Raw genomic sequence first — 15,861 nt, 5'->3', positions numbered from 1 at the left:
TGCCGCGGCATGAGCCACAATGGGTTCACGAAAGTGCTCCTGTCGCCAAGACATGGTTGGCGCGTTCGATGAAATCCTTCAGCTCCCTGCTGACATCACGCGTGATGAACACCACTCGTGAGCGTTGGTCCTCGCTCGGCCAGGCCGGCAAGGTGACAGGCGGGTGAAAGACGTGTTGGACACCATGCACGACAACCGGCCGCGCCGTGCCCTCGATATTGAAAATGCCTTTGACGCGCAGGATGTTGCTGCCGGAGAAATCTGCCAGCAACTCGAGCCAATTCGTCAGACTGTCCTCGGCGATGGGTTGCTCGATGGTGAAACAGAAGGCGCGAATGTGATCGTCGTGCCGATTTTCATCATGGTGCTGACCGTGCTCGTGCTCGTGCTCGTGGGCATGTGCATGCGTCGACTGTACCGCATAGGACGCTTCGTTGAGCCAGCGGGCCACGTCGGGTGTTTTTCCCGTGGCATCGAATAGGCCAAGGCCGAGCACCTGGTGTGCCGCGATCTCGCCGTCGCGGACCTCCCAGCGCGGTGCGGCCGGGTTGATGGCATCCAGTCGGTGCAGCAGCGGGCCACGTCGCTCCTCTGCCACCAGGTCGCTCTTGGTCAGCAACAAGGCGTCGGCCATGGCGACCTGCTTGATAGCCTCCTGATGGTGGTCCAGTGTGTCCATCACCGTCCCCATGTCCACGGTCGCCACAATGCCGTCGAGTCGGTATTGCGGGGCGATTCGAGGGTGGGTCATCAGCGTGTGGATGATTGGTGCTGGATCCGCCAGCCCCGTGGTCTCGATCAGTATCCGCTTGAACCATCGCTCGCCATTGCGCGAATAGCGCCATGTGATATCGCGAAGTGTTTTTACCAGATCATGACGAATGCTGCAGCATACACAGCCATTGCTCATCTCCATGACAAGGTTTTCGGTGCTGTGTGCGACCAGCATGTGATCGAGCGCCATCTCACCGAACTCGTTGATGATGACAAGTGCGTCTGCCAATTCCGGTTGGCGTACCAAATTGTTGAGCACAGTGGTTTTCCCGCTGCCCAGAAATCCGGTCAACAATGTGACCGGAACGAGGTCGGGCGCGGGGTCAGTCAATGGTTTCGACGTTTGAGACGTCATGATGTGGGCATCAAGGATGAATGGTGATGGGCGATCAGCCAGTCGCCGTCACGGTTCTCGTAGACGAAGGTATAACGCGCAGGCACGTATTCGGTCTTCCCGTCATTGATGATGCGAAAAGTGTAAATGCCGGCGTCAGTGATCTTGTTGCAGCCAAACTTGACGTTGCGTTGATCGATCTTTCCCACAGGCTGTTTTTGAAGAAAGTGCTCGAAATATTCCTGAATTTCGCGACGGGAGAGGCGAGGCACATTGGACACTGTGGGCAACAGGACCGCGTCTTCCGCATAACACAGGCCGACCCTTCGGGCATCACCGCTTTCGAGTGCGCTGTTCCAACGCTCGAACAGTTCTTCGGCCAAGCGCAGCGTTGCCGGCGCGCAGACAACCGTCTCGACCACCTCCGAGGTGTCGATCGGTTCGGCATCGAATGATGCGGTATCTCCCGAGACAGCATGGCGACCACCACGCAGCGAGGCGCTCAGGGTGCGCCGATCCTTGCCTGACCTGGGATCCAGGAACCGTATACCGCTGACCGACGGATTGTTGTGTTTAGACTTCATAAGCAGGGTTCTTGCCTGAGGTTTCGTCACATGACGGTTGCGATGGCGGGGCTTGTCGGATGTGCGAGAGTCGGCCGGCTTCGGCTTGCGCACGGACCCGAATACTCGGTGCATCGCGCCCGAGCATAACAGCCAGAGATGTCGTTGAGTATCAGGCGACTGTCCCGGAGCGATCATAGTGGGAAAACAATCGACGAGAAATGTCCAGACCCCTGCCGGGAGTTCTTGACGTTTCGGTATCTGATCTCTGTTCTTCCTGCAATGAAACCTTTGTCGCAAAAAGTTTTTTCAAAAACTGAATTGCATATCGGGTCTTAATGTTCCGAGATCAAATTCAGACTCTTGGCTTGTTCAATGCTGATCCATTGGATGCGATCGCTCGGAGTGGTGGCCGCCAGGGCGACGATCTCTGGGTCGACCCCCATCGCCTTGAAATATCGAATATAGTTTCCTGTCAGCAGCTGACCTTGGGAAAGGCTCCCAGTGTGATTGACGAAAGATGACTGATGCAGTCCGATACGCGCACCATCGACCGCATGACGCTCTACTCCACCAGCCAGTGCAAACGTACAGGCGCTGGCGCAATCACCGAACGCGAAGACTTTAATGTTGTTGCTTCGTAGATAGTAACCGACCATCTGAGCCTCGGAAACCAGCCCTCCAGGGCTGCTGATGAAGAGTATCGGTGCTCTGGCTTCTTGCAGTGCTGAAATGATGTGCTGGCCATCATCCTTTTCAAAAGCACCCTCGAAAACAAGGAGGTCGATTCCTTCGTACGTGATGTAACGGAGCTTTTCTGAGGTGTGGGTGTTATGGGTGTGTTCTTTTGAGTGTTTTCTTTTGTTTGTTTGAATATTGCTCGAATTCGACTGTTTGAGTTGGATGCAGTAATTGTAAGCATTGTTGATTGAGTACGCTGAACCTGAAAGGTCAGTTGTCAGTAAACCTTCGTTGGTCCAGATCTTGAGGATATATCCTCTTTTGATGTCGAGGAGCGCCTCGTCGCTTAGTAAGAATGAGGATACGTCAACTCCACTGGCAGTCTTTGTGGGTGAGACTTCAACTCTTTCGTATTCCTTTCCATCAATAGTGAATCTGATCGATCTTATTTTGCCGTTTCCGAAGATGGAGAATACCTGTCTGCAATTCTCTTCAGGTATGAATTCAATTAGTACAGCGATTTCGTATTTTTTAAAGAATGTTGCCGCAGCGTTTTTATCCCAAATCCAATTGCCTTTTTTGCCGCCGATCGCGTTGCTTGTATCTGATAATGCTATATTGCTGATGGTTACAGAGAAAGAGAAAATTGCCAAGGCGAGGAGATGTATGGATTTCAGCGCCCATGAAGTGTGTTGAGATTCTGGGCTGGGCTTTTCATTTGTCATTGGCTTTTGCTCTCTGTGCGATTCCGTGCAGTCAAGAGAAATATCGATCGTAATTGTTGTGGAACGCTTTGAGATTGTGTTTTGAGATGCGATGGCGGCTGGTTGGATTGTCGTTCTCGGCAACTCAACCAGCATCTCTATCAACCGTCTTCGTCCAACAAACGCTTTTCTGTGGCATATCGCGGATGCCGGGAAAACCCTCCACGGGTGTTGATGATGTCTCGGTGAAACGGTGGGCGACGAGTTACCCGAGCGACGTCGTTGGCTCGTGAAAACGCTTGTAGACCTGCTCCAGCATCCAGCCACGGAAGAATTCCGCAAGGTCTTCGTCCTGGAAGAGCTGGTTGATGAAGTCGCCGTGCTTCTCGTGGCGGCTGACCAGGGCGTCGTCGAGCGCCTCGCGGAAGGGGACGGCGAAGTTCCCCTTGTCGTTGACCCGTGCCGCCTGTCGTAGTCGTGCGTCGGCGAGGAGCTGCGCGGTGACGCCGTCGACCAGGTCCTGGGCGTCGAAGTCGGTGCCGAAACGCTCGTTGATGACCTGGATGATGGTCGAGAGCCGCTCCTTCGGCGTCTTAGCCGCGCCGGTCCCGGTGTACTCGGGTCCGGTCAGCTCTCCGACCCCATCGGCCCGAAGGACCAGGTCGCCTTCTTCCTCCAGCTTCAACTTGTAGGAGGCCAGCGCCACATCGCCTTCGAGATCGACCGGGTCGCCCTGGTCCGGGCGCGGGAGCTTGCGTAGCAGCAGCCGCACGAACAGATAGCGCTTTTCCAGGTCGGGATCGGCGAAGGGCACGATCTGGCCGAGGAAGGCATAGAGGTTCTTGAAGGCGTTGAGCTTGCCGCGGAAATCCTCCTGGCGCTGTTGACCGTCCTCGTCGGCCGGGTTGACGCAAAGCGCCTTGAAGCGGTCCACCGCCGGGTCGATCCAGGCGTTGAGCCGGGCGTTGTCCGAGAGCTGCTGCTCGGCCTTGAGCTTGAAGAAGACGGCGGCGAGTTCGTCGACTTCCGCGCTGGTGTAGACCTGAAACTCGTCGAGTTCGTGCTGTAGCTCGTAGAGACGTTGGGGGTCGACCTCGTCGGCGGTCGTGGTCGTCTCGTAGTAGTTCTGGAAGCTCGCCAGGATGGACTCGCGCTCATTGACGAAGTCGAGCACGAAGGTCTCTTCCTTGCCCGGGCAGGTGCGGTTGAGGCGCGAGAGCGTCTGGACCGCCTGGATGCCGTCGAGACGCTTGTCGACATACATGGCGCAGAGCAGGGGCTGGTCGAAGCCGGTCTGATACTTGTTGGCGACGATCAGCAACTGGTATCGACTGGAGGCGAACCGGCCCGGCAGTTCGGCCTCCTTGATACCGCCGTTCATCTGCGGTTCGCTGTAGCTGACGCCCGGCGCGTCCGGGTCCTGCACCTCGCCCGAGAAGGCGACCAGACAGCGCAGGTGGTCGGTGTAGCCCTTCTCCTTCAGATAGGCGTCGAACGCCTGCTTGTACCTGACCGCCATGAGGCGCGAGCTGGTCACCAGCATGGCCTTGGCGCGCCCCTTGAGCTGGTGCATCACGCAGGCGCGGAAGTGCTCGACGATGATCTCGGTCTTCTGCGCGAGGTTGGTCGGATGCAGGTTGACGAAGCGGGCGAGCGCGGCGGCGGCCTTCTTCTTGTCCAGCTCGGGATCGTCGGCGACGGACTTGGCGATCTGGAAGAAGCGCTTGTAGGTGGTGTAGCCCCTGAGCACATCGAGGATGAAACCCTCCTCGATCGCCTGACGCATGGAGTAGAGATGGAAGGGCGCCGGTTTGCCGTCCGGCCCCTTGTGACCGAACAGCTCCATGGTCTTGTGCTTGGGCGTCGCGGTGAAGGCGAAGAAGCTCATGTTGCGTTGCGGCCCGCGAAACAGGGCCGCGCGCAGCGCGAGCTGGTCCGGCGTCGACAGCTCCTCGCCGTCCGCCTCCAGCCTGGCGGCGAGCGAGCTGTCCGAGAGCAGCTCCTTGACGGTCACCGCCATCTCGCCGGTCTGCGAGGAGTGGGCCTCGTCGACGACGATGGCATAGCGCCGATCCGGCAGGGCCTGGAGCTTGTCCTGGATGAAGCCGAACTTGTGGATGGTCGAGATGATGATGGGCACGCCGGCTTCGAGCGCCTTGGCGAGCTGGGTCGAATCGGTGTCGATCTTTTCGACCACGCCGCTCTTGTGCTCGAACTGATAGATGGTGTCCTGCAACTGCTGATCGAGCACCCGACGGTCGGTGAGCACGATCACGGCGTCATAGACCTTGTCGTCCTCGCCGTTATGAAGCGAGGCCAGCCGGTGGGCGAGCCAGGCGATGGTATTGGACTTGCCGGAGCCCGCCGAGTGTTGCACCAGATAATTGCTGCCGGCGCCGTGCTCGCGTGCCGCGGCCAGCAGCCGCCGCACACCGTCCCACTGGTGATAGCGTGGGAAGATCAGCGTCTCCTTGACTCGCACCTTGTCGCTGTCGGGGTCCTTGATCTGCTCGGTCTGCAGGTGCAGGAAGCGGCCGACCAGCTCCAGCAGGTTGTCGCGCTGCCAGATCTCCTCCCACAGATAGGCGCTGCGGTGCTTGCCCTCGACCGGCGGATTGCCGGCCCCGCCGTCGTGTCCGCGGTTGAAGGGCAGGAAGCGGGTCGATAGCCCGCTGAGCCGCGTGCTCATCCAGACCTCGTCGGTGTCCACGGCAAAGTGCACCAGGGCGCGGGCCTTGAAGCGGAACAGCGGCGCCTTGGGGTCGCGGTCCCGGCGGTACTGACGACGGGCGTCAGCCACCGTCTGGCCGGTCATGGCGTTCTTCAGCTCCGCCGTGGCGATCGGCAGACCGTTGATGAAGAGCGCCAGATCCAGCGCCTGCTCGGTGTCGGGGTCGAAGCGCAGCTGGCGCACCACGCGCAGGCGGTTCTGGGCATAGAGGTCCCAGACGGCGGGGTTGAGGGTGTTGCCGGGGCGGAAGTAAGCAAGCCGGATCTGCTGGCCGTGGAACTTGAAGCCCTGGCGGATCACCGCGAGCAGCCCGCGCTGGTCGAGCACCTTGCAGAGCGCGTCGATGAAGCGCTCGTCGAGCGTCGCGCCGTGGATCTCCCGGAGCTTGCCCCAGGGCTTCGGCTGGGTGGTCGAGACGAAGGCGATTACCTCCGTCGGGATCAGCGCGCGCCGTGCGTCGTAGCCGGCGTGGACGGCCAGCGCCGCATCCGGGTCGAAGGCCGCGCCCCCGTGTGGTTCGTAGCCGCCGTGGCGTACCAGATGCTCGACGATGAGGCGCTCGAAGGCGTCCTCGGTGTGCATTCCTTGCGTCATTCAGTTGTCCTCGAATGCCCTCACCAATAGCGGCTTGGCCCGCTCGACGTCATCGAGCGTGTGCAGTTGGATCTCCAGATCGCCGGTGCCGTGGTGGCCGATGTTGCGCACGTCGCGACTGAAGCCCTCGACCAGCTCGACGGTGTCGGGATCGACCTTGGTCCAGATCCTCAGGTGATTGTTGGTCGGTCTGACACAGGCGAAGTTCTTCAAGCGGCGGAACGCCATGTAGAGCTTCGTCTCCTTGACCGTCACCTCGTCGAGATCGCCGAGCCCGAGTAGGAAGGTTCTCAGCGCGCTCCACACATCGTCGAGCGGTGGCGAGAGCTGGCACAGCAGCGCCGAGATCGGCGGTGTCTTGCACTGGCTCACCACGGGGTCGTCGTCGTTCTCCACCGACTCGGTCGCCACCGTCCGGTTGACGAGATCGAGCATCAGCAGCTCGTCGCCATAGCGGGCGTAGCGGATCAGCTCGATGTTGCGATTGATCTGCGCGACCGCGTGCTCGTCGTACTTGGTGAAACCACCGGCGATGCAGAGCAGTCGCGGGCTCCGCCAATCGATGTCGTCGGCCCGCCGGGCGCCGAGCTTCTCCATCACCAGCAGCTTGAACTCGGCGCGATGGTCGAGCAGCCAGTCCAGGTAGTACAGCCCCTGGTTGATGACGTTCTCGTTGAGATGGCGCTTGTACTCGATGATGACCGGCGAGCCGTTCTCGTCGATCCCCAGGGTGTCGATCCGCCCCCCGTGCTTCTTGCCCGTGCTGTACTCGCTGGCGAGGAAGAAGACCCCGAGCAGCACGTCGAGATTGCGCTCGATGAGATGTTGCAACGATCTCTCCAGGGCCACGGTCCCCGCCTTCAACTGCCGAGCACCGTCGGCGTCGATCTGGAACAACTTGATATCGCTCATGCCGCCGCCTCGATGTCGAGCTGGCCGGTGACGGCGGCGGTGATGAGGGCTTGGCGGTATTCTTGGAGGCGACCTATCTGGCGCTCCAAAATCTCCCGCATGGACGTGAACCTAAAATCTATATTGTCAATGTAGTTTGCGATCGAGTCTTGCTCTTCTCGTGGGGGCAGGCAAACGTTGGTTTTTCTTATTTGTCCAACATTGATCCGCTTGAAAGTCGCGCCGACGCAAGCTAAATTGACTTGTGTTGTGCAAATAGGGCTATTTAACAGCTGAGATAGGTATAGTTGGTTCTGCCTTTTTGATGTTATCAAAACCACATCTTGACCCATTGCGAAAGGCTCTTCCGTGTCTATGTAAGCTGCGGCGCCTAGAGATGCATTTCTGCTGTAGACGATGTCGCCAAATTGAGGCTTGCGAGATCCTTCTGTCATATCATTAAAGTCATCTTTTCCAATAAGTCGACTTACGAGCGACAAATCAATTCTTCCTGGTTTGACTTCGGTTGTTGATACGACCTTGAATCCCTCAGAAAGATACTCTGGCGTTCGGTGCTTACAATCGATGATTGACCATTTGCGCTTCAATTGAACGACTTCCCAATGCGCCGGTATCTCCCCCATCCAAGGAATCCCGGAGTCCTTCATCGGCACGGTTGGGTCGAGACCCTTGGTCACCGCCTGGTTGATGAGGGCGGTGCGTTCCTCGGCGAGTAGATCCAGCAGTTTGCGCTTCTTCTCGATCAGCGCATCGATGGCGGCGGTCTTGTCGTCGAGGTAATCAGCGATGGCTTTCTGTGTTGATAGCGATGGCAATGGAATGGTCGATTGTTTGATTCTTTCTGAATCAAGGCTCTCGACTGTTGCGCCAAGGCTACGCCAAACGGTGAGCAATAGCTTTTCGTGGCCGGTGAGCATATAGCGTACATATCGTGTATCGACCGGCTCGATTGGGACTAGTGCCTTTATGTCTTGGTTCAACGACACTGCCTTACTCGCAATCGCTGTTGGGATCGAGTGTTTCAAGATCCCTGACCGCACAACGATGAGTAGACAACCTGCAGGGACAATTCTTGTGGCAGAGGAGGCGACCGCTTGTTCGGTGATCGTGTCTTCTGTCGAAGATACGAACGACGTTTTCATGTCCTTGGGAGATACCCACGGAATTTCTCCGCCCCAGAATTTGAGGTTCTCCTTAGCTGGTGTGCCACCGCCATACATGTGGAACACTGCCTGAATTCGTCGCCGTTGCCAGTGCTTTGGTGCTTCGATCGGCAAGAGGAGGCTCACCCCAACACCCTCCCCAACATCCCCTGAATCTCCGCCTCCAGCGCCTCGATCTCGGCGCGGATCTCATCCAGCGGTCGCGGCGGTTCATAGACGTAGAAGTGCCGTGTGAAGGGGATCTCATAGCCGATCTTGGTCTTCGCGTGATCGACCCAGGCGTCGGGCACATGGGGCAGGACCTCGCGCGCCATGTAGGCGTCGATGTCCTCGCTGAGCGGGACGTTCTCGTAGTCGCGCAGCTCGGGGTCCGGCTCGGGCTGACCCTTGACGGTGCAGACCTCGGCGGTCTCGTCGCGCTCGGACAGGGCGCCGAGGAGAGTCTTGAGCAGGGACGCCGGGAGCTTGAGCCCTGCGGCCTTGGCGGCGGCCTTGAGGGCCTGGGTGAAGGCGTCGCGATCCTGGTAGAGGGTCGTGGCGTCGATCGTCCGCAGCATGTCCAGCACGGCCTGCTGGAGCGCCTCGCCCTCGGCGATCTCGGCCTGGGCGGCGGCCCCCTTCTTCTTGCTGGTGACGAGCTTCTGCCAGGCCTTTTCCTCGGTCAGCCGTTCGATGCGCTCGGGCGTGACCTGGAAGTTGAGCCGCAGCGGTCGCTCGACGGTGATGCGCCGGAAGCCGAAGTCGGCATTGTCGAAGAGCTTGACCTCGGGGCCTTCCTGAAAGTCTGCATAGAGGCGCGTCAGGGTGTCGATGTCGTCCGGTCCCAGCTGCTTGCGCTTGTCGCCGAGCGACTTGCGCATCTTGCGGAAGTGGTTGATCCCGTTGATGAGCTGGACCTTGCCCCGGCGCTCGGGCGCCTTGCGGTTGCTCAGGAGCCAGACATAGGTGCTGATGCCGGTGTTGTAGAACATCTGGTCGGGCAGGGCGACGATGGCCTCCAGCCAGTCGTTCTCGATGATCCAGCGGCGGATCTCGCTCTCGCCCGAGCCCGCGCCGCCGGTGAACAGCGGCGAGCCGTTGAAGACGATCGCCAGTCGGCTGCCGCCTCGCTCGGGGCGCTTCATCTTGCTCAGCATGTGCAGCAGGAAGAGCAACGAGCCGTCGTTCTTGCGCGGCAGTCCGGGGCCGAAGCGTCCGGCGTGGCCCTGGTCCTCGTGCTCCTCGCGGACGATCTTCTCGGCCTTCGACCAGTCGACGCCGAAGGGCGGGTTGGAGATCAGGTAGTCGACATCGAGCCAGGGCAGGCCATCGGCGGAGAAGGAGTTGCCGCACTTGATGTTGTCGGCGGCCTGGCCCTTGACCAGCATGTCGGCCTTGCAGATGGCGTAGGACTCGTCGTTCAGCTCCTGGCCGTAGACCTCCAGACGGGCCTCGGGGTTGAGCTGCGCGAGATGATCCTCCGCCACCGAGAGCATGCCGCCGGTGCCGCAGGCGGGGTCGTACATGGTCCGCACCGCGCCGGGCTGACGCAGGGCGTCGTCGTCCTCGGCGAAGAGCAGGTTGACCATGAAGGCGATGACCTCGCGCGGGGTGAAGTGCTCACCGGCGGTCTCGTTGGACTGCTCCGAGAAGCGACGGATCAGCTCCTCGAAGATGACGCCCATCTCGTGGTTGGTGACATTGGCCTCGGGCTGGCCGTTGGCATCGCGGATCGGGTGGCCGTTGGGGTCGAGCCGATAGGGGTGCAGGTCGATCTCGACGAACTTGCGCGCGACCAGATAGAGCAGGTTGGCGGTGTCGAGTCGGGCGATCTGGGCCTCGAAGCGGAAACGCTCCAGGATGTCGCGCACGTTGGCCGAGAAGCCATGCAGGTAGGCCGTGAGGCTGGCGGCGATGTTGTCCGGGTCCTGGAGCAGCTTGGGGAGGTCGAGCCGGCTGAGGTTGTAGAAGCCGCAGCCGGCGGCCTTCATCAGCATCTTCTCGCGCAGCGCCTCGGCCAGTCCCTCGCTCGCGCGATCGGCGCTCCAGACCGCCTCGCGGGTCTGGGCCAGCACCTGATCCAGACGCCGCAGCAGGATGAAGGGGAGGATGACGCGGCCGTACTCGGACTGCTTGTAGTCGCCGCGCAGCAGATCGGCCACGCTCCAGATGAAGCTGACTTTTTCGGAGAAATTCGTCATCGACGGGGTCTTGGCTCCTTGGGTTTCCAGGGCTCGGCCTTCCATCCTGGCGCGGCCCTGGCGAAGCTGCTGACGCTGAGCGATAACGCGGGCGACCCCTCGACCGTCGACCTGCCGCCGCGGTGGATCCGAGCAAGCCCCATAGGCTAGCCGAAGCGGTCGCGGCAGGGAAAGCGCAAGGCTTTGCAGATCCGGTCATCAGCGCCGCTCGAGATGGATTGCTCTCCCGACGATGCTGCGGGCTGCTGTAGGGTCTCTGCATCTTGCCGATGCCATCGCGCTCGATCGGTGCGACGATGTGGCATTGCCCGGTGCGTACTCCGGGCGTCCGGGTATCGATCATCGGGAGGGGTGTCGAGGATGTCGGCGTTCGAGGGGTTTCCGGCGGATTGTTTCGCTTTTTTCAGCGATCTCGCGCGGCACAACGATCGCGCGTGGTTCAACGCCAACAAGGCGCGCTATCGGGCCTCGGTGGTCGAGCCGATGGGGGCCTTCATCACGGCGATGGCGCCGCCTCTGGCGCGGATCTCGCCTCACTTCGTCGCCGATCCCCGACCGCACGGTGGCTCGATGTTCCGCATCCAGCGCGACATGCGCTTCTCCCGGGACGGACGGCCCTACAAGACCCACGTCGCCTGTCATTTCCGTCACCAGACCGGCAAGAGCGCCCATGCGCCCGGCTTCTATGTCGAGCTGACGCCCGAACGGGTGCGTTATGGCGGTGGCATCTGGCTGGCGCCGGGACCGGAGTTGGCGCTGATCCGTCAGGCGATCGTCGACGATGTCGACGGCTGGCGCGCGGTGATCGAGGATGCGGCCCTGATCGACGGCTTCGGTGGCGTCGAGGGCGAGGGCCTGAAGCGGGCACCGCGTGGCTTCGACCCGCGACATCCACACATCGAGGACATCAAGCGCCGGAGCTTCTTTCTGATGTGCGACGCCGACACCGACGTCGCCGTGCGCGGTGATTTCGTCGCCCGCGTCGAGCACGCATTCCGGGCCGCGACACCGCTGATGCGCTTCCTCTCCAGCGCGCTCGACGTGCCGTTCTGAGCGCAGCGCCCTCGGCTGGCCGGTACCTGTCCCGCCGCGGGCGACCCGTGTCGACACCGGTCCGGTCTATTTGCGGTGGTGACGCCCCGAGTGCTTCTTGCGTGATCGGGCGCGGATCAGCTTCTCCAGCGGTAATGGTTCCGGTGATGCCGGGCGGATCAGCTCGGGGGTGCCGAGCTGACCGTTCAGCTCGTGCCAGGCGAGCGCGACGTCCAGCGCCCAGTGTCCGGTGTGGACACGACGCTGCGGATCGGCGATGTCGGCGCGCAGCCCGTCGAGTGCCCGCACCATCGCCGTCGGCCAGATGTGGGCGAAGATCTCGTGAAAACTCGGGGTCGGTAGGGTGTCGAGCAGGCTGGTGCTGGGACAGGCGAGCCGCTCCGTGCCCGGCCCGGAGAGCTGTAGTCTGCCGCTGACATCGCGTGGCGAGTGCATGCGGGCGTTCCACAGCACCGGGCCGTGGGTGTCGGTGAGGGTGAGTACTCCGCCCTCACAGAACAACGAGACACGGTGCATCAACAGGCCGTGGTTGTCCGGGTCCTCGGGGTGTACCTGGTTGTGGATGTGCAGTGTCGTCGGGATCCCGGCGATGATGGCATAGAGGTTGCGAAACGGCTGTCCCTGCGGCGGTGGACAGTCGTTGAACGACCACGGGCGCAGGCCGCCGAGGGCCTGGCCGATCAGGTCGAGCAGCGGATAGCTGATCTGGCTGTTGCAGGCGGCGTCGACGCAGAGGATGCGCTGGCGTCGCCGGAGTTGCTCTGCGGCGATGAGGAATTGGCGCACCGGGTCGAGGTTGGGGTAGAGGGTGTTGACCGCGTAGGCCGCAGCGTTGGCGCGAGCCAGGCGCAGGCACTCGGTGATCTCGGAGGCGTGGACCGGGTGCTCTTGGAGCACGTGGATGCCCCGCGCGAGCATCTGTTTGGCCAGCTCCGAGCCGGGGCTGCCGATGCCCCCGGAGCGCAGCACCACACAGACGATGTCGACGTCTTCGGGGATCTCGCGGGCGTCGGTGTAGAGCGCTACCCCGTGCTCGCGGGCACAGCGCTGCGACTGACTGCTGCCCCGCGCCAGGATGCCCGTCAGGGTGTAGCGTTGCGGTACCGCGTCGATGGCGTCGAGGTAGAAACGGCCGAATCCGGTACCGGCCACCACGATCTTGCTCGGAGGAGGGCGCATCATCCGCATGGCGCAACCTCAGCGGTGTCGGTGTGGCGATAGGAGGCGGTGGTGGTGCGCTGCGGGCGGTGGACCGGAACGACTGGTCGAGCGAGGGGGATGGGCAAGGTGGGCGAGGTTGTCGATCGATGTCGAGGCGGGCGTCGTATCGTGGGCGCGTCGCGCCCGCTGTCGTGGGTCCGGTCCCCGGGGCGGTGGTGTCGCGCGCACGCGGTGCAGAGTGCGGAAGTCGTCGTTCATGGTGAATCCCTTCATTCGCGGACGTTGTGCTGCCATCGATTCCGATCCGCCTCGACCGACGCGTTGTGTACGCTCGGTGACATGAGTTAATGGTTCGTCGAGTGGGTGATGTCAAGTTGGCGCCGTCGGCCGGTCCGGTGCGCGATGGTCCCTTCCGGGCGAGATCAACCCTGTCGACATGACGTTTGCATCCGCTCGACGCCTCGATGGGGAGTGGCCGCTCGGGTTGCCGCAGACGGCAACCCGACATCTGCGGGAAGGGTTTGCACCTGGCCAAGACCACGAGAGGCCGCTCGTCGCTCTCGGGCGCCGAGCCTTGCCGACTCGGCGCCGGGGGCGAATCACTCAGGCTATGACGCGAGCAACGCACCGAGCCGGGCAACCACCACGCCCGGTTTGTCGCTGAGGTAGAAGTGTCCGCCGGGGAAGGACTCGATACGGAAGTCGGCGCTGGTGCAGCACGACCAGGCGCCGGCCGCCTCGGCGTCGAGATCGGCGTCGTCGCGTCCACGAAAGACGGTGAGCGGGCAGGGCAGCGGGGCGCGCTCCAGATCGGGACGATAAGTCTCGATCAGGCGGTAGTCTTCGCGGATCGCCGGCAGCACGACGGCGCGGAACTCGGGTCGCGAGAGCAGCTCCGGCGGGGTGCCGCCGAGTGCGATGAGCCGCGCGCACAGGGCGTCGTCGTCGCGGCGGTGGAGATCACCGCCGCGATGACGCTGCGGCGGTATGCGTGCCGAGACCACCAGATGCTCGGGCATCGGTCCCCCTTGCGCGACGAGCGTCTGGGTCAGCTCGTAGGCGAGCGTGGCGCCCATGCTGTGGCCGAACAGCGCCCAGGGGCGATCGAGCCAGGGACGTACCGCCCCGGCGAGCTGCGCCACCAGTGCGGGGATATCCTCGGGCAGCGGCTCGTCGAACCGGTTCTCGCGTCCGGGCAGGCAGACCATCAGCGGCTCGATCCACTCCGGCAACAGCGGCGGCCAGTGCTTGAACAGTGCCGGGGTGCCGCCGGCGTGCGGCAGGCAGAACAGCCGCAGTCGTGCCGCCGGGCGTGGCTGCGGGCGGCGGATCCAGCGCGTCGCCGTCGGCACGCTGGTCGCGGGGGTTGCGCGGCGCGACGGGTCAGCGTGCATCGCCGGTCACCATCACGGTTGTCAGGTCGGCGGTCTCGGGCTGTGGATCGCCCTCGGGGAACACGCGCTGGAAGCGATAGGGCAGCGCCAACAACAGCGCGATGCCGGAGACCGTCAGCGCGGTCCAGATCACCGAGAGGTAACCGAGCTGCTCGGCCAGCGAGGTGCTCACCGTCGCCGCGACCATCGCAAACCCCATGCTCATGCTGAATTGCAGGCTGTAGTCGGTGGCCGGCGCGTCGTGCGAGGCGTGATCCATCATCACCGCCGCCAGCACCGTGGTCGCCGGATTGCAGAGCAGGAAGAAGGCACCGATGGCGATCATCACCGTGAGCGTGTCGGTCATGCCCAGCAACGGCAGCGCCACTGCGCCGACCCCGACGATCTGCAGCAGTGCCGCGCCGGTCAGGGCGCTGCGCCGCGCCACGCGGTTGAACACCCAGCCGGTGGTCAGCGCACCGACGATCCCCAGCACCGAGCCGAACACGTTGACGGTGAAGCCGATGCGCTCGATCGACCAGCCGAGATCGACCAGGATCGGGGTCAGCGGGATGAACATCAGGTTGTAGCCGAGCGGATAGAGCAGCAGCATCGCCAGCCAGTAGAGACCGGCGCGTCGGCGCAGCAGTGCACCGAGGCGCGGCAGCAGCCGTGGTCGGTTGGTCGCGGTCAGCGCCCATTGCGGTTCGCGGAAGACGAGCAGCTGTGCCAGCGATGCCGCGGTGCCGAGCGACAACGCCACCATGCTGCCGGTCCAGCCCAGATAGGGGTAGGCCATCAACACCACGCCGCCGCCGATCATGTTGCCGAGCAGACCGCCGGCGACCTGGAGGCCGTTGCTGGTGCCGCGCTCCTCGACCGGGATCAGGCGGCAGGCGAGGCCGTCGACGGCGATGTCCTGGGTCGCCGAAAACAGCGTGACCACCAGACAGAGCAGGTAGATGGTGGAGAAGTCATGCTCCAGGTCGAACAGCCCGATCAGCAGGAAGCTGCTCACCAGCCCCGTCTGCGCCACCAGCAGCCAACTGCGGTAGTGACCCCAGCGGCGTACGCCGAGCCGGTCGACCAGTGGCGCCCAGAGGAACTTGAGCGCCCAGACCAGGCCGAGCATGTAGACCAGGCTGATCTGGTCGAGCGGCGCGCCCTGTTCGCGCAACAGGGCCGCCAGTGCGACCACGAAAAAGCCCAGCCCGAGGTACTGGGTGGTGTAGAGACTGGTGAGCAGCCACCAGGTGGACCTCGGGGTCCTGGTTCTATCGTTCATTGCGGATCAGGTCTCGGCAGTGGTTGCTGGAGCCCTCGCCCAGGGGGCGGCGGCTGGCTGGCGGTGAGAGGAGGATGTCGCGGCGGCGTGTCCCGATGATTGTATCGGCATCGATCGCCTCGAGATCGAAGGAGGGCCTCCTGGCCCGTGTCTCGCTGCGTCGGGCGGTGACTGTGATGGTCGACAATGACACCGCTGTCGCAGCGGACGTGGCCAGCGGGGGTGTGGTCATCCCGGTCGTGCCGACCACCAGGGTCGGCGGCGATTGCGTCCGTTGCGGGGGCGGCGGGAACCGCGCGCTCTTCTTCATCTGCATACTCGTTCGTTTGCGCTGCACATGCCTCGGGAGGCGT

12 protein-coding genes are annotated in these 15,861 nt (G+C 62.5%); 1 reads left to right on the top strand and 11 read right to left on the bottom strand.

Features of this window, described 5'->3' with window-relative positions; translation table 11 throughout:
- Positions 1-25: 25 nt before the first annotated feature.
- The 7 genes from MARPU_RS08645 to MARPU_RS08625 all read right to left on the bottom strand — a co-directional run bounded on the left by MARPU_RS08645 (position 26) and on the right by MARPU_RS08625 (position 10,636).
- Positions 26-1,129, bottom strand: a complete 1,104-nt coding sequence (locus MARPU_RS08645) for a CobW family GTP-binding protein (RefSeq protein WP_005224140.1) — start codon at positions 1,127-1,129, stop codon at positions 26-28.
- A complete protein-coding gene (locus tag MARPU_RS08640) occupies positions 1,126-1,692 on the bottom strand; it encodes an SgcJ/EcaC family oxidoreductase (RefSeq protein ID WP_005224139.1) in 567 nt (188 codons plus the stop codon). The genes MARPU_RS08645 and MARPU_RS08640 overlap by 4 nt, the downstream gene beginning before the upstream one ends.
- 314 nt (positions 1,693-2,006) lie before the next feature.
- Entirely contained in the window at positions 2,007-3,221 is a 1,215-nt protein-coding gene (locus MARPU_RS17585; RefSeq protein WP_198015464.1) for a COG3904 family protein, read from the bottom strand.
- A gap of 100 nt (positions 3,222-3,321) precedes the next feature.
- Positions 3,322-6,381, bottom strand: coding sequence for a type I restriction endonuclease subunit R (locus tag MARPU_RS08635; RefSeq protein ID WP_005224137.1), 3,060 nt, complete (start codon positions 6,379-6,381; stop codon positions 3,322-3,324).
- Entirely contained in the window at positions 6,382-7,293 is a 912-nt protein-coding gene (locus tag MARPU_RS08630) for a DUF5655 domain-containing protein (protein ID WP_005224136.1), read from the bottom strand.
- Positions 7,290-8,582 (bottom strand): restriction endonuclease subunit S, encoded by a 1,293-nt coding sequence (locus MARPU_RS17155; RefSeq protein ID WP_005224135.1) that lies wholly within the window; start codon positions 8,580-8,582, stop codon positions 7,290-7,292. Before MARPU_RS17155 ends, MARPU_RS08630 begins: the two co-directional genes overlap by 4 nt.
- Complete coding sequence (locus MARPU_RS08625) at positions 8,579-10,636, bottom strand: type I restriction-modification system subunit M (protein WP_005224134.1); 2,058 nt, start codon at positions 10,634-10,636, stop codon at positions 8,579-8,581. Before MARPU_RS08625 ends, MARPU_RS17155 begins: the two co-directional genes overlap by 4 nt.
- A 360-nt stretch (positions 10,637-10,996) precedes the next feature.
- Here MARPU_RS08625 and MARPU_RS08620 point away from each other — a divergent pair, with 360 nt between their 5' ends.
- Positions 10,997-11,689 carry a DUF2461 domain-containing protein gene (locus tag MARPU_RS08620; protein WP_005224133.1) on the top strand — a complete coding sequence of 231 codons (693 nt, stop codon included), beginning with the start codon at positions 10,997-10,999 and terminating at the stop codon, positions 11,687-11,689.
- 66 nt (positions 11,690-11,755) lie between these two features.
- Here the strand turns inward: MARPU_RS08620 and MARPU_RS08615 are convergent, their stop codons facing one another.
- The 4 genes from MARPU_RS08615 to MARPU_RS08600 form a co-directional block, all read right to left on the bottom strand.
- Positions 11,756-12,871, bottom strand: coding sequence for a Gfo/Idh/MocA family oxidoreductase (locus tag MARPU_RS08615; RefSeq protein WP_043763390.1), 1,116 nt, complete (start codon positions 12,869-12,871; stop codon positions 11,756-11,758).
- Between the two features lie 587 nt (positions 12,872-13,458).
- On the bottom strand, positions 13,459-14,244 hold the full coding sequence (locus MARPU_RS08610) for a thioesterase II family protein (RefSeq protein ID WP_005224131.1): 786 nt from the start codon (positions 14,242-14,244) through the stop codon (positions 13,459-13,461).
- Positions 14,234-15,508 (bottom strand): MFS transporter, encoded by a 1,275-nt coding sequence (locus MARPU_RS08605; RefSeq protein WP_005224130.1) that lies wholly within the window; start codon positions 15,506-15,508, stop codon positions 14,234-14,236. The genes MARPU_RS08610 and MARPU_RS08605 overlap by 11 nt, the downstream gene beginning before the upstream one ends.
- Positions 15,498-15,818, bottom strand: coding sequence for a hypothetical protein (locus MARPU_RS08600; protein ID WP_198015463.1), 321 nt, complete (start codon positions 15,816-15,818; stop codon positions 15,498-15,500). The genes MARPU_RS08605 and MARPU_RS08600 overlap by 11 nt, the downstream gene beginning before the upstream one ends.
- Positions 15,819-15,861: the final 43 nt, after the last annotated feature.

It is taken from the genome of Marichromatium purpuratum 984 (assembly GCF_000224005.2).
GTDB lineage: Bacteria > Pseudomonadota > Gammaproteobacteria > Chromatiales > Chromatiaceae > Marichromatium > Marichromatium purpuratum.
The sequence above is the reverse complement of the archived record's forward strand: the minus strand, read 5'-3'. Positions and strand labels throughout refer to the sequence as shown.